This is a genomic window from Vibrio sp. Of7-15, assembly GCF_022347565.1.
Taxonomy (GTDB): Bacteria; Pseudomonadota; Gammaproteobacteria; order Enterobacterales; family Vibrionaceae; genus NORP241.
Map to the genome: position 1 here is coordinate 1 of NZ_JAKRGH010000034.1, position 24,687 is coordinate 24,687.

At 40.9% G+C, this 24,687-nt stretch carries 26 protein-coding genes; 16 read left to right on the top strand and 10 right to left on the bottom strand.

Going from position 1 to position 24,687, the window contains the following annotated elements; genetic code table 11:
- The first annotated feature begins 131 nt into the window (after window positions 1-131).
- The gene (locus MHO82_RS23085; RefSeq protein WP_239188412.1) at window positions 132-554 is read left to right on the top strand and encodes a hypothetical protein; all 423 of its coding nucleotides are present in this window, start codon (window positions 132-134) and stop codon (window positions 552-554) included.
- Window positions 555-667: 113 nt separating this feature from the next.
- Here MHO82_RS23085 and MHO82_RS23090 read toward each other — a convergent pair whose 3' ends face one another.
- Window positions 668-1,012 (bottom strand): hypothetical protein, encoded by a 345-nt coding sequence (locus MHO82_RS23090; RefSeq protein WP_239188414.1) that lies wholly within the window; start codon window positions 1,010-1,012, stop codon window positions 668-670.
- Window positions 1,013-1,328: 316 nt separating this feature from the next.
- Between MHO82_RS23090 and MHO82_RS23095 the strand changes: the two genes are divergently transcribed.
- The 11 genes from MHO82_RS23095 (at window position 1,329) to sufE (ending at window position 10,208) form a co-directional block, all read left to right on the top strand.
- A complete protein-coding gene (locus MHO82_RS23095; RefSeq protein WP_239188416.1) occupies window positions 1,329-1,874 on the top strand; it encodes an NADAR family protein in 546 nt (181 codons plus the stop codon).
- A 128-nt stretch (window positions 1,875-2,002) separates the two neighbouring features.
- The gene (locus tag MHO82_RS25825) at window positions 2,003-2,134 is read left to right on the top strand and encodes a hypothetical protein (RefSeq protein WP_275440758.1); all 132 of its coding nucleotides are present in this window, start codon (window positions 2,003-2,005) and stop codon (window positions 2,132-2,134) included.
- Window positions 2,135-2,519: 385 nt separating this feature from the next.
- Window positions 2,520-3,146 (top strand): LysE family translocator, encoded by a 627-nt coding sequence (locus MHO82_RS23100; RefSeq protein ID WP_239188418.1) that lies wholly within the window; start codon window positions 2,520-2,522, stop codon window positions 3,144-3,146.
- 150 nt (window positions 3,147-3,296) lie between these two features.
- Window positions 3,297-3,950: a hypothetical protein gene (locus tag MHO82_RS23105; RefSeq protein ID WP_239188420.1), complete on the top strand. Its 654-nt coding sequence runs from the start codon at window positions 3,297-3,299 to the stop codon at window positions 3,948-3,950.
- Window positions 3,951-4,070: 120 nt separating this feature from the next.
- Window positions 4,071-4,295, top strand: coding sequence for a DUF6429 family protein (locus MHO82_RS23110; protein WP_239188422.1), 225 nt, complete (start codon window positions 4,071-4,073; stop codon window positions 4,293-4,295).
- Between the two features lie 287 nt (window positions 4,296-4,582).
- Complete coding sequence (gene sufA / locus MHO82_RS23115; protein WP_239188424.1) at window positions 4,583-4,954, top strand: Fe-S cluster assembly scaffold SufA; 372 nt, start codon at window positions 4,583-4,585, stop codon at window positions 4,952-4,954.
- A 45-nt stretch (window positions 4,955-4,999) separates the two neighbouring features.
- The gene (gene sufB, locus MHO82_RS23120; RefSeq protein WP_239188426.1) at window positions 5,000-6,508 is read left to right on the top strand and encodes a Fe-S cluster assembly protein SufB; all 1,509 of its coding nucleotides are present in this window, start codon (window positions 5,000-5,002) and stop codon (window positions 6,506-6,508) included.
- Window positions 6,509-6,520: 12 nt separating this feature from the next.
- On the top strand, window positions 6,521-7,267 hold the full coding sequence (sufC, locus tag MHO82_RS23125) for a Fe-S cluster assembly ATPase SufC (protein ID WP_239188428.1): 747 nt from the start codon (window positions 6,521-6,523) through the stop codon (window positions 7,265-7,267).
- Entirely contained in the window at window positions 7,242-8,546 is a 1,305-nt protein-coding gene (sufD, locus tag MHO82_RS23130; RefSeq protein WP_239188430.1) for a Fe-S cluster assembly protein SufD, read from the top strand. The genes sufC and sufD overlap by 26 nt, the downstream gene beginning before the upstream one ends.
- The gene (gene sufS, locus MHO82_RS23135; protein ID WP_239188432.1) at window positions 8,536-9,759 is read left to right on the top strand and encodes a cysteine desulfurase SufS; all 1,224 of its coding nucleotides are present in this window, start codon (window positions 8,536-8,538) and stop codon (window positions 9,757-9,759) included. Before sufD ends, sufS begins: the two co-directional genes overlap by 11 nt.
- A 29-nt stretch (window positions 9,760-9,788) precedes the next feature.
- Entirely contained in the window at window positions 9,789-10,208 is a 420-nt protein-coding gene (gene sufE / locus MHO82_RS23140) for a cysteine desulfuration protein SufE (RefSeq protein WP_239188435.1), read from the top strand.
- An 82-nt stretch (window positions 10,209-10,290) separates the two neighbouring features.
- On the opposite strand, the gene MHO82_RS23145 is transcribed toward sufE, so the two are convergent.
- From MHO82_RS23145 to MHO82_RS23155, 3 genes are all read right to left on the bottom strand, one after another.
- A complete protein-coding gene (locus MHO82_RS23145) occupies window positions 10,291-10,692 on the bottom strand; it encodes a hypothetical protein (RefSeq protein WP_239188438.1) in 402 nt (133 codons plus the stop codon).
- 231 nt (window positions 10,693-10,923) lie between these two features.
- On the bottom strand, window positions 10,924-11,448 hold the full coding sequence (locus MHO82_RS23150; RefSeq protein ID WP_239188441.1) for a GNAT family N-acetyltransferase: 525 nt from the start codon (window positions 11,446-11,448) through the stop codon (window positions 10,924-10,926).
- 64 nt (window positions 11,449-11,512) lie between these two features.
- Entirely contained in the window at window positions 11,513-11,830 is a 318-nt protein-coding gene (locus MHO82_RS23155) for a hypothetical protein (protein ID WP_239188444.1), read from the bottom strand.
- 280 nt (window positions 11,831-12,110) lie between these two features.
- Here MHO82_RS23155 and MHO82_RS23160 point away from each other — a divergent pair, with 280 nt between their 5' ends.
- The 4 genes from MHO82_RS23160 (at window position 12,111) to radA (ending at window position 15,726) form a co-directional block, all read left to right on the top strand.
- Window positions 12,111-12,881, top strand: a complete 771-nt coding sequence (locus MHO82_RS23160; protein WP_239188447.1) for a hypothetical protein — start codon at window positions 12,111-12,113, stop codon at window positions 12,879-12,881.
- Window positions 12,882-12,897: 16 nt separating this feature from the next.
- Entirely contained in the window at window positions 12,898-13,050 is a 153-nt protein-coding gene (locus MHO82_RS23165; protein ID WP_239188450.1) for a hypothetical protein, read from the top strand.
- A 51-nt stretch (window positions 13,051-13,101) separates the two neighbouring features.
- The gene (locus MHO82_RS23170) at window positions 13,102-14,043 is read left to right on the top strand and encodes a TAXI family TRAP transporter solute-binding subunit (protein WP_239188453.1); all 942 of its coding nucleotides are present in this window, start codon (window positions 13,102-13,104) and stop codon (window positions 14,041-14,043) included.
- A gap of 285 nt (window positions 14,044-14,328) precedes the next feature.
- Window positions 14,329-15,726 carry a DNA repair protein RadA gene (gene radA, locus MHO82_RS23175; RefSeq protein WP_239188456.1) on the top strand — a complete coding sequence of 466 codons (1,398 nt, stop codon included), beginning with the start codon at window positions 14,329-14,331 and terminating at the stop codon, window positions 15,724-15,726.
- Window positions 15,727-15,843: 117 nt separating this feature from the next.
- Here the strand turns inward: radA and MHO82_RS23180 are convergent, their stop codons facing one another.
- From MHO82_RS23180 to MHO82_RS23205, 6 genes are all read right to left on the bottom strand, one after another.
- Window positions 15,844-17,091 (bottom strand): hypothetical protein, encoded by a 1,248-nt coding sequence (locus MHO82_RS23180; protein ID WP_239188459.1) that lies wholly within the window; start codon window positions 17,089-17,091, stop codon window positions 15,844-15,846.
- Between the two features lie 786 nt (window positions 17,092-17,877).
- Window positions 17,878-18,525: a LysE family translocator gene (locus tag MHO82_RS23185; RefSeq protein WP_239188461.1), complete on the bottom strand. Its 648-nt coding sequence runs from the start codon at window positions 18,523-18,525 to the stop codon at window positions 17,878-17,880.
- A gap of 139 nt (window positions 18,526-18,664) precedes the next feature.
- Window positions 18,665-19,459: an AraC family transcriptional regulator gene (locus MHO82_RS23190; RefSeq protein ID WP_239188463.1), complete on the bottom strand. Its 795-nt coding sequence runs from the start codon at window positions 19,457-19,459 to the stop codon at window positions 18,665-18,667.
- A gap of 165 nt (window positions 19,460-19,624) precedes the next feature.
- Window positions 19,625-22,288: a M14 family metallopeptidase gene (locus MHO82_RS23195; RefSeq protein ID WP_239188465.1), complete on the bottom strand. Its 2,664-nt coding sequence runs from the start codon at window positions 22,286-22,288 to the stop codon at window positions 19,625-19,627.
- Between the two features lie 12 nt (window positions 22,289-22,300).
- Complete coding sequence (locus MHO82_RS23200) at window positions 22,301-23,707, bottom strand: hypothetical protein (RefSeq protein WP_239188467.1); 1,407 nt, start codon at window positions 23,705-23,707, stop codon at window positions 22,301-22,303.
- Window positions 23,694-24,653 carry a sugar-transfer associated ATP-grasp domain-containing protein gene (locus tag MHO82_RS23205; RefSeq protein ID WP_239188469.1) on the bottom strand — a complete coding sequence of 320 codons (960 nt, stop codon included), beginning with the start codon at window positions 24,651-24,653 and terminating at the stop codon, window positions 23,694-23,696. The genes MHO82_RS23200 and MHO82_RS23205 overlap by 14 nt, the downstream gene beginning before the upstream one ends.
- Between the last annotated feature and the right edge of the window lie 34 nt (window positions 24,654-24,687).

Sequence of the window (24,687 nt, forward strand, 5' to 3'; positions counted from 1 at the left end):
TGCTGAGTCATGGTCTTCACCTTTCGCATTAGGGCCTTAACATTCCAAGCATGGCTCATGGCCATGTGAAGTGGTAGGGGGAGACCATCTCATCACCTTCATAGGGCGTTATGGCCTATGGGATTAGAATTATGGAATCTATCGAAGACTTAAAGAAATCATTAGGTTGTGTAAAGGAGTTAGCAAAGCTTGTTAACTTCCAGGACGATATTCTAACAAACGATGATTTTGAGATGTGCATAAATGCCTTTGAGGAAGTTTTTGACACGTTACAAGGGAATAATATGTTTTCTCCTGAAGCCGTTGGAGACATGTTTGTAGATTTACGGAATATAGCAGGTCCTGAGAGCGATTCAGCTAAATCTGCAAATGCTTTAGCTGGTTATTTCTATTCATTCGGGCAAGTGAATGATGATTTGAACGGTTATAGGAAATTGAACAATAACTCATTTTCAATAAATATGGGGCGGTTCATAAATTCAGCATTATCAATCGAGTCAATAAATATTAAATTTGGTAAGGACCTTGTGAATTTTAGCAAGCAGTTGCCATAACAAGCGCCTGCCATCTGACCGCCGGCCACTGTCACCTTTTGTGCAAAACCCCGCACAAAATGCGCCAGCAGCCTCCGGCAGTTGAGGCAGAGCTTATTGAAGATTTTGAGTAATCAGGAAGTTGTTGAGTTGTTTGTCGCCTTAGGTCTGTTTTCTAAGTGCAGACCTTCTTCCCTCATGCATTCAAAGCCATCTCTCATAATTTGTGAGCTAGTATCGAGGTAATTATTAAAGGTCTCTTCGTCAATATTCTTTTTACTTTTCATTTCGTTGGATAACTGTTGTAAAGTAAGTTCACGTTCGCGATATTGACAATTAACCATAGCAATTTCGACTTCTTGGCTAGAGGCTTGTTCACCTGATGTGTTAATCCACACACTTTCTTTTTCTATAAAAAGGCCACAACCAGTTATTGCTGTAGATAACAGAGTAACACCAAGTGAATGTAACTTTTTCATTCTGAACATTGTCCTTAACAAAGCGATTAAAGCTTTAATTATTTAATTAGTAAGAGTTTTTTGTTGCACATAGTAGCTAAATCTTTTATTAAATCAACAGGATATTATCGTGCTGATTTTCTGTCCGGATTTTAGTGCGTGGATAAATTGTTTCGCGTTCGAGAAGACTAACTCATTAGTGCTAGCATGCGTGGTAACTGCATAAATTACCATGAATTTGCTATAACAAACTTTTAAGGCAATATTTCCAACGATTGGGTATCCTGAATCGAAGTTGAGTTTTGTGTATACGGTGCAATTGTTTTAAGGAAGAAATGTGTTAATTCAATCCAACGATCAATTAATTGAATTTATTTCAAATGGTGGTGACCCAAAATATGTTTATTTCTGGGGGCACCAAAAATCAAAGTCGGGCGTTACAAAATCATGCTTTAGTCAATGGTACCAAGCTGAGTTTGAAGAAACCGGTGTTACGTTTAAAACTGCTGAACATTACATGATGTATCATAAAGCTAAGCTATTTGGTAACGATGAAATAGCGAGCAAAATAATAGAGTGTAGTCACCCAGGTGAAGCTAAACAGCTAGGGCGCGAAGTCACAGGTTTTGATGATGGTGTATGGAATAATAACCGATTTGAAATCGTAACCAATGCTAGCAAATTAAAGTTTAGTCAAAACCCTGAATTGCTTACTTTTTTAAAAAATACAGGCTCACGTATTCTTGTAGAGGCTAGCCCTGTTGATTTTATTTGGGGTATAGGTTTAGCTGCCGATAATACACTAGCTGAAGATCCAAGTAAATGGGCTGGCTTAAATTTATTAGGTTATGCGCTGATGTCAGCTAGAGAACAGCTGACATAAACTCATACAAAGCTTAGTTCGTATCTCACAAATTTTAGCCGTTTATTTGAGGCGTTATAGATCCGAGTACCCCACGTTTAGTAGACACTTTACTAAGTTAGATCAAGGGTCTAATTGAGAGGTGATTTATGGCTAAACATCGTAATCCAGCGTACACCGAAGAGTTCCGAAAAGAAGCATCAATAAGGCTTTATACTGGAATTACGAATGTTGCTTCTTCGGTTTTCCTGCCGCCAGTAATCGTTCACATGTTGTCTTAAAACAGGGCTGCATTGGATGGCGACATCATTGCCACACACATAAAGGTTCTAATTTGAAAGCCATTATGGGGGATTTAACTTGATGAGTCATCTTGCCCAGTACTGTGGCACAGAATAAACTTTCATTCCATAGGGCAAGGGCGTAGATTGATGAGTGCGTCTAAGAGTTCGTTTCTTTTAATGGCTTTTCATAGTACGCACTTGCCATGCATACCGATACTGTGAATACTCAACACATTTTTGGCAAGGTCTACGCCAATAGTTTGTACGATGGGCGTGGTAACCTCCAGTTTTTAGCGTATATAAATTTACTATAGAGCGCTTGGGCTAGGGGGAGAGTCCATATAATTCGTGAGCACTCATAATCATATAATAAGGAGATTGTATGTTCCCATTAGAGGTATTTGTTACTTATACGCTGGCTTGTTTGTTGCTGGTTATCTCGCCAGGGCCGGATAATTTACTCGCTATCGGTCGAGGTTTAAGCCAAGGTCGACTGGCCGCTGTAATGTCAGGCATGTCTTCAGGAGCTGGCATCTTATTCCATGTTGTCGCAGCGACCTTTGGATTGACCCTTCTAATTCAAACTTCGGAAGTAACATTTTATATTGTAAAATTGGCTGGTGCTGCTTACTTAATTTGGTTGGGTTTGAAAGTGCTTCGTTCGAGAAATCTGTTTTCATTAGAACCTGCGAAAAAACAGTCTTTGAAAGTTATTTTTTCTACTGGTTTTCTATCCGCCGCGCTTAACCCTAAGCCTGGTATGTTTGTTCTGGCTTTTGTACCTCAATTTGTAAACCCAAACTTAGGATCAGTGACAGTTCAAATGATCGGTTATGGAGTTTGGTTTGCGGTATTAACAGCAGTCGGCTTTAGTTTAATGGGTGTTTTCTCATCACAATTGTCTCAGTGGTTTAGAAACAAACCAAGGTTAGTGTCAGGGTTAAATATTGGAGCAGGTATCACATTCGTTTCTTCTGGATTAGCAGTAGCATTTATGAAGCAGCGATAATCTAAGTGCTCACAATCAATTGAAGTAGGTTCGTAATAATCGGCATTTTGGGTTTTAATTCGTCACTGGGTTTACAGCGTGATAGTGAAGGTTTAGCTGTGGTGTTGATAGCTACTTAATAGAGCGTTATATATAAAAGAAGGTATAGAATTGAACAAGTTTCCTAAATTACAACAACCAGAAGGCAGTATCTTATGTGGGGCTTATTGTGTTGTAGCAAGCCTGTCGGCGCTCGGTATTATTCCTTTTAGTGAGACAAAAAGGCTAAAAAAGTTTGATATAGCAAGCATGAGCTTTTGTGGAGAAACAGTGCAATTTAATCCACATGACTCCCTATATGATTTAGTCAATAAAGTCTATCAAGTGACAGGAATTATCAATGAGGATAACCCTAGCCAATTTATCAGCGAGTCAGGCTTAAATTCTGTGGTGGCAATGGCTTATGTTTTAGAGGAGTTTGGTTTAAAAACTGACTTGATAGTTCGTGATGAGTGGACTTATGGTTCTTTATCGCACCAAAACTCGCATGAGTTAGCGCTGTTAGAGTCATTAAGTATCCCTGTTGTTATTTCGGATGAGCCTTCGTTGGTTGAAAGCAACCATGTTTTAATCGTTTCGGTCGTAGCTGACTTTGGCTCACACTATGTTGCTACTAGTAGTAACAAGGTTTGGTTTGATTCCGCTAAAGGTGTAAATACTGCATTTTGGGGCTGTATAACGGAGTGGACTGCTACACAGAAGTCAAGGGTTGGGTATGACTGGTTTGGTGTTGCTTTGAGAGTTTGGGATAAACAAGATACATAACAATGTAATACATTATCCTGGGCGGTTTTGGCACGAAAACTTTCACTGTTTGTACAGCTTTGGTTGTAACTATTGCTATGGTTGTACTAATAAGTTCATAGGCTGAAATTGGAGAAAACAGTGGAAATTAATGAAGATAAAGTCGATGAGGCGGCATTGGCCCTGATGTATTTAACTTTGCATGACCATTGCCGAGCATGGAAACAAATTGACTGGGATATTACGAACCGCCTTCATGAGAAAGGTTTAATGTGTGATCCTGTGGGTAAAGCTAAATCAGTCGTATTAACTGAAGAGGGTTTAAAAAAATCGGAAGAGTTGTTTATTAAACTTTTTACAAAATAAATTCAATTAAGTGGCTTATAACAAAGCTAAGGTTCGGATAATCTTTCGTTAGTTTGTTCCGAGCCACCTCACATTATAACCAACAAAAATTAGCCTTACAGCCCTCTTGCAAAATACTCTGATTAAAGTTTCTTTAGTGTAACAAGATTGTTGTAGGTACTGTTTAGATCTTCAATTTACCCCACCGCAACCAATTCCATGCTTTCTCCATGGTTGAAATCTTTATTGATAATAAATATCATTCTCAAATGAATCGTTCGCAATGAATAACCGAAGAGGGGAATATCATGCAGAACAATCAAGTGACGAGCTTTGATCCGAATGACGAAAGTTGGCAAGGCTTAGAACTGACAGACAAAGCGGCTGCACAGATCAATAAGTTGACAAGTAATGATCTCAGCTTGCTTGGCGTGCGTTTAGCTGTAAAGCCGTCGGGGTGTGCAGGTTTTGCTTATGTATTGTCAATGGCCAAAGAGACGTCGGATGATGAACTTATTTTTAAACACCTTGGCGCATGCCTTTTTGTGCCTGTGGAAGCCATGCCATACGTCGATGGCACTGTGGTTGATTTTGTTTCTCAAGGGTTAAATCAGATGTTTCAGTATAACAACCCTAAAGTGCAAAATGCGTGTGGCTGTGGGGAAAGTTTTAATGTGTAAATGCTCATCACACTTAGCATCAGCAGCTCTAAACGGTAAAAAACAATGACACAAAGCGGAATAGAGATTCAGGAAGACGTACAAGCGTGGGTAGATGATAACAGTTATAAGCAAGGTTTTTACAGCCAGGTAGCGGCAGACCAATTAGCGAAAGGCATTAATGAAGAAGTTGTTAGAGCTATTTCTGCTAAACGAAATGAGCCCAAATGGATGTTGGATTTCCGGTTGGATGCCTTTCGAATTTGGCAAAAAATGAAAGAGCCCCATTGGTTAAAAGCTGAGTATCAGCCACTGAATTACCAAGATTACAGTTACTACTCTGCACCAAGTTGTAATGCTTGTGAAATCGATGGTGCTCAAGAAGGAGTGGATGATCGACATACTGCCATCGCTAAAGAAGGAACTACAGAGCCAGAATTTCTTACGGAAGAGGTGGAAAAAGCCTTTAAGCAGTTAGGGGTTCCAGTCCAAGAAGGGAGCAATGTGGCTGTCGATGCTATTTTCGACTCGGTGTCGGTTAAAACGACTTACAGTGAAAAATTAGCCAAAGAAGGCATTATTTTTTGTTCATTTAGTGAGGCGATTCATCAGTATCCTGAACTGGTGAAAAAATACCTAGGTAGCGTGGTACCCCCAGAAGATAATTTTTTTGCAGCATTGAATGCAGCAGTCGCATCGGATGGTACGTTTGTATATATCCCAAAAGGAGTTCGCTGCCCGATGGAGCTGTCGACTTATTTTCGTATTAACTCTTCTAAAACTGGTCAGTTTGAGCGAACCATTTTAATTGCCGATGAAGACAGCTACGTCAGTTATATTGAAGGGTGTTCTGCGCCTTCGCATGACAGCTATCAACTGCATGCGGCTGTGGTAGAGGTCATTATTTTAAAAAATGCACAAGTGAAATACTCCACAGTGCAAAATTGGTTTTCTGGCAAAGATAGCCAAGGTGGGATCTTAAACTTTGTTACCAAACGGGCGTTATGTGAAGGCGAAGGTTCAAAAATGTCGTGGACCCAATCAGAAACGGGGTCAGCGATCACGTGGAAATACCCTAGTGTGATTTTAATGGGGGAGAATTCGGTCGGGGAATTCTATTCCATCGCATTAACGGCTGGGAAGCAGCTGGCCGATACGGGCACCAAGATGATCCATATTGGTAAAAATACGAAATCCACCATCATTGCGAAAGGCATATCTGCAGGTAACAGCGAGAACAGTTACCGAGGTCTTGTTAAAGTGCTTCCTTCCGCGACCAATGCTCGCAATTTCACGCAATGTGATTCCATGCTCATCGGGCCGAATTGTGGTGCGCACACATTCCCTTATGTGGAAGTCAAAAATAACTCAGCCCATATTGAACATGAAGCCACGACCACAAAAATTGGTGAAGATCAGCTCTTTTATTGTGCTCAGCGAGGCATTTCCGAAGAAGATGCGATTTCAATGATTGTTAACGGCTTTTGTAAAGATGTGTTTTCTGAATTGCCGTTAGAGTTTGCCGTTGAAGCCCAAAAATTATTGTCGATTAGCTTAGAGCACAGTGTGGGATAACAGAGAAATAACATGCTTACTATTACAAATTTAAACGCGAAAATTGAAGATAAACCAATCCTTAATGGCATTAACCTTCACATTAATCCGGGGGAAATTCACGCCATTATGGGGCCAAACGGATCTGGCAAAAGTACGCTTGCCAGCACGCTTGCTGGTCGTGATGACTATGACGTGACTTCTGGCAGTGCACTGTTTAAAGGAAAAGATCTTTTGTCGTTAGAGCCTGACGAGCGAGCAGGGGAAGGGGTGTTTCTTGCTTTTCAATATCCCGTAGAGATCCCCGGCGTTAGCAATCACGTATTTTTAAAAGCGGCGGTGAATGCGGTCAGAAAATATCGGGATCAACCTGAACTGGAAAGGTTTGAATTGGCAGACTTGATCGATGAAAAAATTGAGTTGTTAAATATGCCGAAAGACTTGCTGTCTCGCTCTGTGAATGTGGGGTTCTCAGGTGGAGAAAAGAAGCGTAACGACATTTTACAAATGGCGGTACTTGATCCTGAATTATGCATTTTAGATGAAACGGATTCGGGGTTAGACATTGATGCCTTAAAAGAAGTGGCCAATGGGGTGAATAGCTTAAAAGATGGCAAACGCTCTTTTATGATAGTGACTCATTACCAGCGTATTCTGGACTATATCCAGCCTGATTTTGTTCATGTTCTCTATCAAGGTGAGATCATTAAGTCTGGCGATTTCACTTTGGTAGCGGAATTAGAGGAGAAAGGCTATGGCTGGCTTACTGGAGAAGAGTGATACGCAATGGTCACTATTCGATCGTAACGCTCCTCTGGATGGCTATGGTAAACAACATTGGCAGAGTGCGCTTGAACTAGGGTTACCGACTTCTTGTGATGAAGATTGGAAATACACCGATCTGAGTGAGTTCCAGCAATTGGACTTTTTCGAAAAGAAAGAGGAGGCATTAACAACCCAGCAAGTAGAACAATGTCGAATGGATTGTGATGCGTACATACTGGTTTTTGTCAATGGTGTCTATCAGCCAGCACTGAGTGATTCTGATATAGGCATGTTTAGGCTTTCGTCGTTAGAGAGTAAAGCCAAAGAAAAATTACCTCACGCTATTCGTCCTGAAATCTTTTTACATCTCACCGAAGCAATGAGCCATTCAGGTTTATGCATTTCTCTTGGGGAAAGCTGTCAGGCGGAGAAGCCACTTTATCTTCTGCATATAGAAACACCAGCTTCTGGTGCCATAATTCAGGCTCGTAATCATATTGTGCTTGGGCAGCACAGCCAAGCGTGCGTTATTGAACATTTTGTTTCTTTAGCGGACCGGAGTACTGATGAAAATGCATCGAACTTGTCTTCGGATCACGTAGGGAATTATGTGGGCGCTAGATTGACGATGCAAGTGGAGAGCAACAGTCAGCTTGAGCATTATCACCTCTGCCAAGGGGCTTCACGAAGTTTTTACTTTAGTCATAACGACCTTCATATAGGGCGGGATGCGAAAGTGTCGAGCCAAAGTTTTTTATTATCAGGTCAACTTATCCGTCATCATTCGAGCAGCGTACTCAATGGAGAAAACAGTGAGCTTATGCTGAACAGTTTGTGTCTTCCTGATTCAAATTGCACTTATGATTCGCGAACTTATCTTGAGCACAATAAAGGTCATTGCACGAGTGAGCAGTTACATAAAATGATTGTTCAAGATCAAGCAACGGCTGTATTTGATGGCATGATCAAAGTAGCTCCTCATGCACTTAAAACGAATGGGCAAATGGATAATCATAATTTGCTTTTAAGTGATGAGTGCGCAGTCAACACCAAGCCTCAACTCGAAATTTATGCTGATGATGTCAAATGCAGCCATGGCACAACCACTGGTGCGATCAGCGAAGAACACGTTTTTTATCTTCAAGCCCGTGGGATCCCTCAATGCCAAGCAGAACAAATGATCACGTTCGCCTTTGCTGCTGAACTTACCGAGGCCATTACCATTCCTGCAATTGCTGAGCTGGTATGCAATTGCATCACTAAAAAATTATCGGAGAATGGCAATGAAGGATGATATGGAGCAGGTACGGTGCCAGTTTCCGGCTCTTCACCAAGCTGTTCATAGTAAACCTTTGGTGTATCTGGACAGTGCTGCCAGTGCGCAAAAGCCGGAGTGTGTGATTGGTCGAGTGCAGCATTTTTATAATCAAGAGAATGCGGCGGTACATCGAGGGGTTCATCATTTAAGTTCGCAAGCGACCGATTTGATGGAGCAGACCCGCGATAAAGTTCAGCGCTTTTTGAACGCCAAGCAGCGTGAAGAGATCGTCTTTGTTCGTGGGGCCACTCACGCAATTAACTTGATTGCAAACTCTTACGGGCGCAGTCAGTTTCAAGCCGGCGATGAGGTGATCATTACGGAAATGGAGCATCACGCCAATATTGTACCATGGCAGATGTTAGCTAAGGAGCTGAATATTACGTTAGTTATTTGGCCGATTGAAGCGGACGGTACATTAGATTTAGATCATTTGGCTCGGCTATTGAACGAGAAAACTTCTTTGCTTGCGATCACACAGGTTTCTAATGTGTTGGGTACTGTTAACCCAATTGAAGAGATTGTTCAGTCAGCCAAAAAATACGATGCAAAAGTGCTGGTGGATGGCGCTCAGGCTGTGATGCACCAAGCGATAGATGTACAAAAGCTAGATTGTGACTTTTACCTCTTCTCTGGCCATAAGCTTTACGCACCAACTGGGGTAGGCGTGCTGTTCACGAAGTTGGAATTGCTCGAAAGTATGCCTCCTTGGGAAGGAGGTGGCGCCATGATAGAAATAGTGGACTTAATGAAAGGAACGACTTTTCACGCAGCGCCTTGGCGTTTTGAAGCCGGTACTCCCAATGTCGCAGGTATTATTGGTTTGGGTGCTGCCATCGATTTTATTGAAAGCGTTGGTTTTCAATCTATTAAGCAGCATGAAGAACAGCTCATGCACTATGCATTAGAGCAATTATCTGGTGTCCCTGACATTACTATTTATGGACCTAAGCAAAGAGCAGGGGTGATTTCATTTACTATGGGATCGTTACATGCTTTTGATGTTGGTAGTTTTTTGGATAAATATGGTGTGGCGATACGAACAGGGCATCACTGCGCAATGCCTTTGATGAAGCATTATAACGTTCCTGCTATGTGTCGAGCTTCCATTGCTTTATATAACAATAAAGAGGATATTGATGCGCTGGTCGCTGGCCTGCATCGTATTCATACGTTATTGGTTGCTTGAGTTTTTGAAATGAATATAGAGGATGAAGAGTGAACCGAGAGCAATTAATAAAAAACTTTGATCGGTGCGTTGATTGGGAAGATAAATATCTTTATATCATATCGTTAGGTGAGAAATACGCTCAATTACCAACGGAACAGAAAACGGAGGCTAACGCCATTTATGGCTGTCAGAGCCAAGTGTGGATTCATGTTCATATTGTGGATGGGAAAGTGCACTTATCTGGGAGCAGTGATGCAGCCATTGTGAAAGGGTTGGTGGCTTTGGTGATTATTATTTTAAAGGGCTTAACACCCGACACATTATTAGAAACGGACATTAAATCTATTTTTACACGTTTAGGGCTTCAACAGCAGCTGACACCAACACGAAATCAGGGTTTGGAGTCTATGGTTAAGCGTGTTTATCAGAAGGTAGAGCAAAGTTTACCAGTCATGAAGGGCCATTAACCTTCTGATGGAGCGAATACGGAATGATGAATATGACGAGCGATCCATTGTGGTTGCTTCGTCAGTTTGGTGAATATGCTCCTTAATAGAGAGATGAGCGTCTTACAAAATCTGTCCTCAGCTTTTTGGCTTTATCAGTAATATCATAGCCGGAGTAAAGCTGGCAGGTCAGCGTTAAACTTTTTCTGGCGTATTGGTGGCTTAGCTGTCTACATGTCACGTTATTTTTCTTGTCATTAAACTCTGCCATCATGCGAGTGTAAATTTTTTTCAACCCTTGCAAATAGCTGTCGTCATCGCCGTTATGTTTAGCGAGCTTTGCCAGTTGCATGCAGCTATCGTAATAACCTTGTAACGATTCAGGTTGTGCTCCTAGTCGATTTAACCGAGTTTCGGCAATAAAAAATTCAACGGTTGCGTCTTGCATTTTGTCTTTGTATTCATCTATTTCATGGCTTAACCAAGCATTAATACTAAAAGGCATATTTCCTCCTGATAATTAATGAAAATGATAATCATTATTATTTAAGGTGTAAATGCTGGCTTGAAGTATTAGTGATCTGTGTCATAGCTTGGTGTAAGCATGAAAGATAGGTAATACAGTGGGTTATCTTGAATGTTGCCTAAATGAATAGGGTGGAAGTATGGTTTGTAGTGGTCGATAATAGCCGTACTTCCTTGTTGGCTTTAAGAAAGAGGTATGTACCAAATACGATTACAGCGTATATTGATAAAAGAGAGTGGATGAGTCGTGGCTTTCCATTTCAATAAATCCGATGGTTTTTAACAGTGTTGCCGATGCGAGGTTTGATTTTTCCACGCCGCCAATCAAGGTTGATATTGAATCTGAACTAGCACACCAATCAATAAGTCCAATCAAGCATTCTTTAGCGTACCCTTTTCGCCATTCATCTTCACTGAGTAAATAGCCAATGTGGATAGCGTTAGCTTCGTCTTCGTGTAGAAAAATAAAACCAATGGGGTTTTGGTTCTCAGCTGATTTTATTACTAACAGGCGACTTTCATTGGTCATTTTATTAAACCAAGTTCGAGCATCTTCCAGAGAAGAAATACCATGAAAAGCTGGCGGAAGAGCTTGCACTACATTAGGGGAGAGGATGTCAATCGCCCGTAGGAGCAGCTTCGATTGTTGATCTGAGCGTAAATTATGGTTCACTTCCTCAATAACCAGTCGTGAAGTTTGAAATAGGCGCTGATATTCGTTTGAGTTCTTTTTCATTAGTCTAGCCTTAAAGGAGTGTTTATCTACAGTGTACTACCACGGCGTTTATTGTGCTGATGAGCTATTGAACGTTGGCGGAAATAAATAAGATGTTCAGAACGCACAGGGCCAAATTGGCAAGCCAAATCATCACTGTAAACACTGTAGATGACCAAAAAGCGAAGGTAGACAGATTTGCTTTTTGTAAGCGGCAAGAGTGCATGATGTTGATGGCTAATAAGGTTGAGGCAATCAAACTCACGATAATAATGACGATGAGTGTATTGACGAATTGATCTTCTGAATGGGAATAATAACCAGCGTTAAAAAGCCAGATGACACCCATGAGGGTTGTGATGGGGACACTGAATAAAAAACAACACTTGGGCAGTATTTTCATGTTTTCTCTTGTTTGTAATGCTGTTAATTAAAATGGGGCTATTTATTTTACAGTCAGTTTTCATTGTAATGAAATAATGTTTCAAAAAGTTAATTCAATATGATTTTGGTCACAAAATGGATGGTATATGTTTCAAGATAATAATGCCATTAATGTAAAGTAACAGTAAATTAATAATGCGTTAAATTTAATTGTCGTTTTATGGGCATTTAACGTGAGCTTGTAAACAAAGCATCATTACCCATTTCTTATTTGGCTCAATCAAAAGGACTTACGAAGAATGCTTGATACTGTAGTGAAAACCTCTTCCTTTTCTTCTATTTTACAGAACAATAAAGAAGAATTGGCAAAGATAGAATCTTATAAAAATACCCCCATTTCTGTTACGCCCCGTAATATACTTTTTGTAGTTTTGGTCTTTTTCTGTTTAGTGACACTCTCTGTTTTTGCGATGAGCATCATCACTGGCACATTGGCTTTAGTTGTTCTCGTAATTACGGCCTTGGTTCTTTACTGGGGGTTTCGTTTTTTCAGAGCGTTAGATCCACTCGTGAAACAAAAAACCAAAAATATGCAGCTTAATATGATGGTGAAAGAGGCCAGAAAAAATGCGGTTGCACAGTTAAATAATCAAGTCATCAATAACCAAGAACGCTTAGAAGCGGCTCGTCAGGCTCGCAATAGTATGGGGGCAACGGTTGAAAAATTAAAAAATCAAATAAACCCTGAAAATAAAGGGAAACCGATTTATGAAAAGAAAGTGGAGTTATACAACCGAGTTAATTCTGCTTATCAACAAGTTATCGTTAAAGTCGATAATGCAGCAAAAGCCAATAAAGCGTTCGAAGAGAAAGTTAAGGAGTATAAAGACATGGAAGAATTTGCTTCTACTGCCAGTGCGGCAATGTCTTTATTTGCTCAGTCTGGGGACTTAAAGCTGGATGAAACCTTATCGTTAGAAGCGTTTTCTCAGATAGAAACAGATTTTAATGAATCATTAATCTCAGTCGAAAACAGTGCGCGAGATATGCTCACTGACGATAACTTTTAATTAGGAGCCATTACGCATGGAACAAGTAACAAAATCAACGAAAGTAATGAGCTATATTTTGGCTGCGTTATTTACTTTGGTCATTATTGTTGGTGGCCTTTCATTTTTTACTGGCCAAAGTGACTCTTCAGAGACTTATGAGCAAACGGAGTCGAATCCGTTTGGTTAACCAAAAAGCCTGATAGATCTAGATTGGAAATTTAAATATAAAAGGATTTAGATGAAAAATAAAAATCTAATACTGCTCATGTTATCTGCCTGTTTTGTACTGCCAGCTCACGCTTCCAAAATTAAAGTGGGAACGGGGGGAGAGTCTGGCAACTATTTCTCAATGATGAACGACATTAAATCATATTGTGAAGAGACGCTGGTGGATGGAAAATCGTTTGATGTTATTCCATCTGGTGGTTCAGTGGACAATTTGATTGGCATGGGCAATAAGTCTTATTCGGTGGGGATCGTACAAGAAGACGTGCTTCAGTATTATTACAAGCAGGATCCAAAGCGCGTAAACCCTAATCGTTTAAAAATAGTGACGGGTTTACATACCGAAACGTTTCATTTGCTGATCCCTAAAAATTTCAAGCCAAAAGGGAATGATTCACTGGCGGCTAAGTTTTCAAGTTGGCTAAGCGATGAAAAGCCGGCAAAAATATCGATTGAATCGTTAAAAGGCCAGTCCATTGGTGCTGTAGGAGGCGCTGCAATCAGTGCAAAAGCGCTCAGTTATTTCCTGAACCTGAATATGAACGTGCATTCAATAGAGCGTTCTGATACTAAAAAAGCGGTCGCACCAATCTTAATTGTTGGTGGACAACCAGATAATTTGGTTACTGAGTTATTGAATACGAATAAGTATCTACTTGTTGGTATTGAAAGTTCGGCTTTGCAAGCCACACCGTTTTACATTAGATCCAGTGCTAACTATCAAATCAATGGCCGTCTTACAACGGTGGACACGATTGGCGTTCGCGCATTTTTAATGGGTAAGTCTTTCCGTAAAGACTCAAGAAACGCCAATATGATCCAGCTGTCTAAATGTATTGATGATAGTCTAGAAGATTTGGCTGATGACTCAGATACAAACCCTAATTGGGCATCGGTGATTGAGCTGGAAGATGAAGGTGAACTCACCAACTGGACCTACTTCCCTCTAAACTAACCTGTTGGAAATATAGGCTGGTGGTGTCTTCACCAGCCTTTCTTCTTTCGTCGATTCATCTCTTTTCTCTTCCCTCGCTTTCTTCCAATCTCTTCTGTTAGCGCCAATTGGCTCCCTCACGCGGATTGATGATGAACATTTGTTTAATGACATCTTTGACGCGAATTTAGTATACTGTTTAAATATACATGTTTTTACTCTGTTAGAGCGAGTGAGCTTCAGTGGTAAAACTCCAATTTTATATACTTACTGAAAGTAACTAGAGAAAAGTTAAGGCGTAACACAATGGCAAAAGCCCCAAAAAAAGCGTATGTGTGTAATGACTGTGGCGCGGACTTCCCCCGTTGGCAGGGGCAATGTAATATGTGCCATGCTTGGAATACCATCAGTGAAGTGAATCTTGCTCGAACGCCAGCAGCAAGTGCGCGTACTTCTACTGCTAATTCGCGTGGTGGTTACGCAGGTATTTCTGGGGGCGGCGCAAAAAAGATCGAAGATGTGGAATCACATGAAGCGCGTAAAATGCTTACAAAAATTGGTGAGCTTGATCGTGTGCTTGATGACGGGGTGACCCTTGGATCTGTCGTGATTATTTCCGGCGACCCGGGAGCGGGTAAAACAACACTTCTTTCTCAATTGAGCTGTAACATGTCGTATGTTATGCCAACGATGTATGTGTCTGCTGAGGAATCACTATCTCAGTTTAAAAATAGGGCGACAGGTCGACTACGACTGAAATTTAATTCAGATAATTTTCGTTTGCTCAGTGAAAGCTCAGTAGAAGCGATCATCGAAGAAGCGGACAGAAATAAAATCAAGTTTATGGTGATTGACTCCATCCAAACGATGGTAATGGATGGGATCACGGGTCAGCCTGGCTCAATTAGCCAAGTGAAAGCCTGTGCAGGTGAGTTAAACCGCTATTGTAAGCAAAATGGGGTAACGCTCTTTTTAGTGTGTCATGTCAATAAAAATAAAGACGCCGCAGGCCCTAAAACCTTAGAGCACATTGGGGATGCCACTCTTCATATTGATACCAATGAAGGTTTGATTCGAACACTGCGTGCCAAAAAGAACCGTTTTGGTGATGTTGATAATGTTGGCTTATTCCAAATGAATGAAACGGGTATGATCAGTGTTGATAATCCATCAAAGCTGTTTTTATCCGGCTCTAGCCGTGACTCTTCTGGTTCTGTGATCACGTGTATTCGAGATGGTAATCGTAACCTTTTATTGGAACTACAGTGCCTAGCTACTGATACCGAGGCTGAGTATCCTCAGAGAGTGTGTATTGGGGTGAACATGAACCGATTAAAGATGTTGTCTGCTGTTCTAAAAAAACATGGCGGCATTAAGATTTGGCATGATGTGTATTTTAATTTGGTGGGGGGATTAAAAGTAGGGGAGTCAGAAACCAGTACGGATTTGGCCATGATCGCAGCACTGTTAAGCTCATTAAATGATCACATTATTCCTCGTTCATGGGTATTTATGGGGGAGGTTTCCCTAAATGGTGATATCAGGCCGATCAACAGTGGTGTACCTCGAGTCAAAGAGGCTGCCAAACATGGTTTCGAAAAAATCTTTATTCCAGATGCGAACTACCATAAGTCGATGGAAGAAACTGGTGCTTCTATCATTCGGTTAAAATCCGTAGGCGATTTACTGCAGCACATTTCGTAATTACATAGCTAATAATTAGTTCTTTGAATATGAAAGTAGATGACTTTATTTAGTCATCTACTTTACATTTATAGAGCCTTGGAAAGTCTAAGTCGCTTTCTGATAATACGGGATCGTTTATGTATTACGAAATTTGGGGTGCTTTAGAGCTAGTATGATCATTAAACAAAGTAGACTGAAAAGCCCAATAGAGCCACCCGAAGTGCTATTTTGCTTTGCTGTCTGATTACTTGTACCGGGATTTATTGTATTGTTATTATCGCTACAGTCATTTTCACAAGCGATTGGCTCTATCTCGTAAGTTGTAATGACATCACAATAGCTGCCATCTTCTAGAGTGCAAGCTTTGTCATCGGGTTTTACACAGTCAGCCCAGGTTTCATGATTAGCACACAGATTCCCCATTATTTGGTATTTTTGCTCTGTTAAATCACATAACATATTTTTGTCGTTATTATTTACACTTAAGCAACGTGTAGAGTGATAAGATTGTATTAGTGAATCCCAAGATTCAATTTTATTGAGGTGTGGGCGGTAATCGTTAAAGAGTTCCCAGTGTGATTTGTCTGAGAGTGTTGTAGGGAATATATAGTGGTTTGTATTGTATGATAGAACCGAATTATGAGTAAAATCTGAGGTTTCAAATTCAACTAAACGAGTAACTAGGTTATCAAGTGTCCAATCAGACGTTATAAGGTTATCAATTTGGGTATTAACATCAATAATAAAGTCATACTCAGGGTGATTGTCGATGTAGTTTTGAAGAATATCGCCTCCTGATGATATTGCTCCAGTTAGGTACTTAGCAACGTGATGACGTTCTTCCCATGTCTTACTTTGCGACATTACATATACAAGAACAGAGATGCTGTTGCCAGTAACCACGGAATCAATAACACCATCACCACAGTATTTCCTAAATGTATCTTTATCTCCAGTTTCCAGCCAGTGCATTGCTTGGGTGTTTAGCTTGGGAAAAGCGTTTTTCGCAATTATTTCATCTTTTTCTATAGACAATTGGTACATCACCGCTGGTGGGTTACCCATTTTTTTGTAGTTATTGAATACACTTTTTTCATATGTACTAAAGGTTTCATTAAACGGTTTTGTTACGGCAGTGTTGAATACTGATTTTATCTCATCAGTATTTGATATTTTTCGTGTGTAGTAACTTTTTTTGTTTTTATGCAGAGTAGCTGAACCTAAGTTACTCTCATTTAAGCAATGACTTAATGTTGGTTCTTTAGATATGTAGTTAAACCCTTTACCTATATGATCTGAGTTACGAGTAGTATCGGCTGATACGGGTAGTGATATAAAACTTAATAAAAATAATGCTGACGTATTTTTAATAATATTTTTCAAATCTATTTTCCTTAACTTCTTTGGAGTATATAAAATAATAATGATTATCTCGGTATATATAAACTATCATTAATAAAACGGTGTATATAATATTAAAGGCTTATATTAGACTCACTTCAAAATCCTACTGTTATGATAATATTGAAGATTTCATAGTTATTGATGAGAAAAGAAAAGGTTAACTTTATTTATAGATTTAAAATTAAAATGATGAGTATTCTTTGACGTGATTTTTTAATGAACTCAGTAAAAAGTCCCACACTTGCTTGTCCATTAACTCGTAAAGCTCTTTTGATCTGATATTACTTTGTATAACACTGAGTAAAGTACCTGTTGCCGTTTGTTCTAATTGGTATGTAATGGTGAGGTGGTTTTTTTAGGTGTGTTCTGTGCCATAGTTGTCACTCCAGTAGCGATAGCTGTAGGTTTTCGGGAAAGCAAGAGCTTCAATTACACCAAAGTCAGTAAAGGGAATGTATTGACTTCGCCTTTATACAAAACTTCTTTTCCTACCTTCCATTCACTTTCAACGGACTGCAACGGGAAGTGTTGGGGTATTTCTTCATTTTGTTGTTAGGGCAAGGAATATGCGTTCAGCAGGAGCGGTTATTTCGATTTCTTTTTGAATAGTAAAGGGTTGTATTTTTCATCCTAATTTTATGTAAATACTTGCTAGGCTCGCTAGGAATATAGTGATAGAGGCATATGTAATCAATAGTGATTTATTCTAGGTGGCAGAGTGTCATTAACTGGTAACGACACTCTTGTTGTGAGAATTGGCAGACGTTATATGATGAGATTAAGTAAAATCATACTGCCTATGGTGGCGAAAAGTACACCGCAAATACCGTCGATAAACGGTGTCCATTGTAGCAGTTTGGCTTGTAGTTTTTTACCCGTAAGTAGCCAAGCTAGAATAGCAAACCATAAAAATGACGAGATCCACAGCATCACAATAGCGGTGACTTTTCCTGTAATGGACATGTCAACGGGCACAAGAGTTGACAGCAAACTCAAGAAAAATACCAAGGCTTTTGGGTTTAAAATGCTGGTGGTAAAGCCTTTAGCCAATGCTTGCTTACGATTTGCTATTACCCTCTGAGACGTTTTTTGTGTACTTTCCGCTGTGCTAGACAACGCCGTTTGGAAGACACTTTTTACTGCATTAATACCTAGCCATAGTAAGTAACCGCCACCAGCACCTTGAAAAATGGCAAATAGAGTAGGCTGTTGTTGAATGATCAAGCTTGCTCCGGTGAGGCTTAAAATAGAGTGTAATAGGATCCCAAGTGACAGGCCTAGAGCAATTAAGATACCTGTTTGTCGGCCGTAACGTCCTGCATTTTGTACGACAAGCGCAAAATCCGGCCCAGGGCTCATCAAAGCAATAACGTGTACGGTGATCAGGGTCAGCAAAGTGGTGACTTCGTTCATTATGATTCGCTTTTTATACTAAGAAAACTGATGCTGCCATTATGTAGTTTTGGCAAGTGATGAGCTTGTAAAATATTGACAACAAGTGAAGGCTTTTACTGCTTCGATTCTCTTGGTGTGTTTGAATAAACGTGGTTGATCATTTTATGTGTGACGGCGCAACGCCGAAGGTTTGTTTAAAGGCGTTTGCAAAATGAGCTTGATCATAAAAACCAACAAGGTAGGCCACCTCCGTACTACTGCACCCTGATTTTAACAATGCCATGGCGTGCTCTAATCGTAGCCGAGCTAACCATGCGTATGGCGTCATGGCGGTGTGTTTTTTAAATTGTCGTAGCAGTTGAGAAGGACTGAGATCGCACAATATGGCCAAATTTTCTAAGCTGATTTTTTGATCTAGATGCTCCATGCAATAGTCGCGTAGTTCACGAAGGTTCTTATTTCCTAATTTAGACACTGGCAATGGTTTTATTTTGCCATAGTGAGTTAATAGGTCGGAAAAATACTCAAGGGGTAAACTGCCTTTGGCCAGTTGTGAGGTATATGGACTGTCCAATTGTTTATGCAGTTGAGCCAATTGAGTAAAAAGGACTGAGTCAGCAATGTTATGTTGTGGGAAACAAAACTGCTCTTTTCCAGATAGAGCTTGGGCTTGCTGAGTTAACCAAATTGGCGTAATACTAAAGACTTTGACCCTATAGCCTGCATTTTCATTTGGTTGGCCGTCGTGGATCTCGTCGGGTGGCATGATCACCATTTGTCCGGCACCAGCGATGTGTTTACAGCCGTTGAAAAAATACTGTTGTTGGCCTTGAGTGATTAATCCTAAGTGATAATCAAGGTGGTAATGGCGTTTGAATGAAAAGCTTTGGTAATGAGCATCAATCAAGTTAATGCTGTTAATGGGGCTTTTTCGGTGAATAACTTCATTCATACTTTACTAAACCAGATTATTGAACAGGCCAATCAATGCACCAGTACATCATAAGCCAACTCAACAGTGCTTGTAAAAAAATGACAGTGTGAAATAAAGTTGAATGAGAAAAGCGGCACAGTGTTGATACTGTGCGCACTTTTGTAAGGAGAGGTTAGTTAATGCTTAATTGCCTTCACGATAACGCATTTCTACGTCATCTTGCGCTTCAAACTCGTCAAACTCAATCGGAATGATCTCATCAGTACTGTAAAGTAACGAAGTGGGTGATGAATAATTAGGCACGTCATCGTAACTAAACACCGAGTAGTATTTAGGCACGTTGGCATTACCAAATCGGTCGTAGGTGTATTCGTCTTTTCCTGCGTACAGTTTTACCCCATCTTGCGGTGATCTCGGTGGGTGGAATGAATTTCGAACCACGTAGGAGCCAACAAAATCAGGGTGTTCTGGGTTACTCCATTCCAGTTTTACACAGCCATTTTCGATATGAGCTGTTAGCCTTTCCGGTGCATCGAGCGGTTGTTTACGGCGCTCAATATAGTCAATAACAAGGTGTGGCTGTCTGTCGTGGTGCAGGGTATGCCAGTCCACGAACGCGTTTTCTTGGCGAGAAGCAGATGTAGCACGAATAATACAGTACACAGGGTTGCCCGTTTGGTATGAGTTTTCCAAATGTTGCTTAGCCGTTGTGTCAAACATGAATGTCTGTTTGGGGTTATTCTTTAATACATCACTACTGACTTCATAACCCAAGTACTCAATTTTATTACGCTCTTTAACGCTATGGTAATCGAGATTTTTGCTATCGAGTTCGGCCAATTCTACGGTAAATCTCATGGGTTGCACTGAGTTTGGAACGGATTGGCTGTTCACCACAAAGTGAGCTTGGGTGATCACGATGTCGTTGTCGGCTTCTATGTCGGCCAGTGAAAAAGCCAGCTGACCAAACACCACGTTACCATTAGCATCAAAACCACTTTGTAGCTGACCCGGCTCTAAGTGATCTTTACTTATGGTGTGCATATCAATGGCGGGTAAGATAAGCTGTTTAGGTTTTTTGGTGTAGATGATCTCGATAGAAGGGCGATAGTGAATATCGCCGCCAAAACGGCCGTAGCCAATATCAAATTGCATCATCTGTGAGTCATTTCCCATGGGAAGGGTAGTTGGCCCTTGGATCCGAAGCAATAAGCGTCCTTGGGTGAGCTGTTTTTGCAGCAACTCCTTTTCTACTGCGCTAAAAGCCCAGTCATGCCAGATCCCTTGCGCCAGCTGATCAGAGCCAATGGCGTCCCCCAAGGTTTGAATTGGAGAAGCACTGCTGATTTGTGCGTAGCTGGTGATATCGGTGATCTCATTCGGATCTAAAATCGACACAGACCATTCACCGAAGTTTTCTATTTTTGCCCCAACTCGGTTCATGGGGTAAAGAGAAAACGTTGCGTGTTTTACAACGGCGTCTTCCGGCAAGTTAAAGAGATCAAAATCAATCACCCCGTAACAGATCCCTTTGGTTTTATTAACGCCAATGAATAAGGAGTTATAGCCAAAATGATCGGCGTTTTTTTCACGCGTCAGCTCGCCTACGTAACCCACCATGCTTTTTTGTGGAAATAAGGTGTAAGAAAGCTCGTCACTGTCTAATAAGGTTTTTAGTTTAAGTTCTGGCGCAAAAGGGGACTTAATGTTGTTCAATCGATCCACTTTACGTAAATTGTAATAATAACGTTGACCTGACTTGAGCTGTTTGTCGGTATAACGTGTATCTGCCGTGACGGCGATGCGGTTGTGCTCTGTACAGTGGAACTTTGGCACTTCACTGCGATAGATTTCGTAATAATACGACATTGGGATTGGGGGATCGGCCCATGTTAAGGTTACCTGATTGGCACCAAGCTCTTCTATGGTGAAGGACTCTGGTCGTTTGGGCGCTAAATGTGAATAATTGATGGCATTGTTCAGGGCGTACAGTACCGCTGGAATATTTTCATCCACACTTTGTGACATGTTGATCAAATAATCCGGGATATTGCGAGTGCCCACTTCCACTACAGTCGCTAAAATACCGCGATCATAATAGTACTCTCGGCCACTACCGTGGATCAGGTTCGCGGGTGGTTTACCTCGGTGAATACCATATTTGCGGCCTGTCACTTTGTATATTTCATTGGCCATATTAGCACATAAAATATTCAGATCCGTGCCTTCAATTTCAGCTTCATGATTGAATTTGTGGGCAGGAAAAAACACGTTACCTTGTGAATGGTAATCTAAGGCCGTCGTAATATTTGGGTGATCTTCCACAAATTGTTTAATAGCTTGAGTTTCAGGCTCAGAAAACGCACTGGGGCCACCATACACATTAGAACGAGTATCGGTGCTTTTTTTGAAGTGAATGCCGAAATTACGATTAAGATCGACTCCAAACGTCCCATCGCCATTATCGCGACGGTTTTTGCGCCAAAATGAGAAGTGTTTACGAGAATATTCAAAACCATCGGGATTTAAACAAGGCACCATGTACAAGGTATTGCGGGTTAACGCTTTAATAACCGTTGGGTTGGAAGTGTAATTATCAAGGATGTATTTGATAAAGTTGACCGCCAGCTCCATGCCGATCCACTCACGAGCGTGAATAGTGCCTGTATAGAGCAGTGCGGGTTTTAGCTCTGCATATGATACATCTTGTGACAGTGTCACTAAGGAGATGGGGCGCTTTTCATGGGTATAACCGATGGTTTGCAGACGGATCAAATTAGGATGATCCGCCATGGCTTGCATCAGGAAATTATTCAGCTCGTCATAAGAAATATATTGTCTTTTCACGTACTTTCTCGCTTAAGTCGTTAGTTCGGATTCAGACCACTTGTCGACAATCCTTGTCAGCTTTTTCTGTTTTAGATTGCGAATGTTTGTTAATTGGCTTGGATCGTGATTAAGAGCATGTACAGTCGCTTCCACCCCTAAACTTGAAATGATGTCGTTTGCTAGATTACGCCCAACCCCTTTGATACTTACTAAGAAGTTAAATAACTCATCATGGGTGATGCTGAATTTAGTGTGTTGTGCTGTGGGCTCTAGGGATTCCAGAGGCAATACTTCATTGTCTTCAATACCCGTATCGAGGTGTTCCATTTCGGGCTCAATCATATCTAATACAGTGACGCTTTTGCCGTAGTTATCTTGAAAGTTCCATAGCTCACTGGGCCATTCTTCACCCCGAACTTCTGGGGAATGTAGTAGCGGATAAGTGCTATCATAAGGGGAAAGTTCACCCGTATCGGTGGAGTAGCACGGACGTCCAAAGGTAATGTGGCGCATAACTCGTAAAATAGACGAGTCCATCTTGCCAAGCTCTTCCCAGTTACGATGAAGAAAATGCGGCTTTTTGAACAGTTGCGGAGCAAGTTGCCACATTAAGTACTGACCAATCCAGTCTCGGATGTATGGGAAGGCGGCAAAAGCCGTAGCGCATTCTAAAATACTGTATTGATCATCTTGGCTAACGGCAATGTCGCAGGCCCAATATTCCGCTTTTGCTGCTTTGGATGTTGCAACCGCCAATTGTAATGCTTCGTCAGGGACATCCTGATAATCCATACTGCCACCCTGACTGGTGTTAGTTAACCATTCTCCTTCAGGTGGTCTGCGCCAGAATGCACAGACGGGCTGGTGGCCAATCACCATTACCCGAATGTCTGCTTTCATGGGAACAAAATCTTGAACGTAGGTCGGGTAGTATTTTCTCTTATTGTGTAATGCGAGGGCTTCTTCAAAACTATCCACTTTATGAACAAAATAACCGCCATAGTTTGAGGGGCCATAAGAGCGTTTAATGATTTTCGGGAAGGTCGCTGTCTTGAAATATTCAATGGCTTGTTTTGGCTCGTAGAAGATGTGCGTGTTGGGTGCTGATAAATCGTATTTTCGGCAGAAATGAGTCACATTTTCCTTCGATTTATTACAAAATTGCGTGTCCATCGAAGGAATAAAACGCACCTCTGGAAGGGCTCGAGCAATTTCACGAAATGTTTCGTATGCCGTCGCCGGAATGTTACCGATCAACACATCTATCTTCTTTCTTTTTACTTCATTAATAAAGCGTTGCTTATCGTTGCCCCAATGGTAAGTGACCTTTTCAATTTTATTTGGCCAACCTTTAAAGTTAGACACATCAAAAAAGCGCAGTACATGATCGAGGTACAGAAGTCCAAGTGTCGGCAGTGATTTATTAGGCGATGGCATAGTTTGCTTCCTTAACAGCTTGAGAAGTAGTGGTCGGTTGTTTTTTAGTAACAGTGCGATCAATAAGATCAACGAGGGTCAGGATTTTTTCGTTGTTAAAGTTAAGTCCTGCTTTTTCTTGATCTGGCGTGGCAAAAGCGGGGATGCCGTTGACTTCTAATACCACGTATTTTTCGTGTTCCACGTCATAAATTATGTCAACGCCAGCAATTTCTAATCCTGTCGCTTTTGCAGCATCTAAAGCCAGTTTTACCACCGCGTCATTGGCTTCACGGGTGATCACACTGCCACCACTTGTGATATTGGTTTTCCATTGTCCTTTAGCCGCTTTTCGGCCATAACAGGCAATATACTTGCCATCAACAATATCAATTCGGTAATCGGAAAAATCATTTTCAATTACGCGCTCTAAGTAAAACTGAGGGGCATTTTGTTGGCTGATGTAGGGCATCAGTAGGTCGATATCGCGTTCACTTTCCAGTTTCACGATCCCGCGTCCGCCCCAGCCATCGACGGGTTTACAAATGGCTTTTCCGCCCCAAAAAGCTAAGTGCTCTTTTAAGTCTTGAATGTTGTTTTTGTTGCACACAATGTGATCGGTTGTCGCGATCCCATGTTGTTTCAGAATGTGAGTGGTTCTGAATTTATCTTCCGTTAAAGCAAACGATGCGTAGTTGTTAATGGTTGGTACTGTTTCGCTCAATGCCTGGTATAAATAAACCTGGTATTGAGATTGTTGCCCCGCGTTATAGGAAAAGAATAGGTCAAGCTCATTCATCATAATCCCGTTACAGAATATATGACCATTAGAAGCGTACCCATTAGCTAAATCGAGTTCGGTAATTGCTTGAATTTCTCTTTCTTTAAGTTGAGAGACGATTTTTTTTTCAATTTCTGTACCACCACAATTTTTGTACATCCATATACCGACACGATTTTCAGACATGACTTAGCCCTCTTTTTTGATTGATGAGTATGAA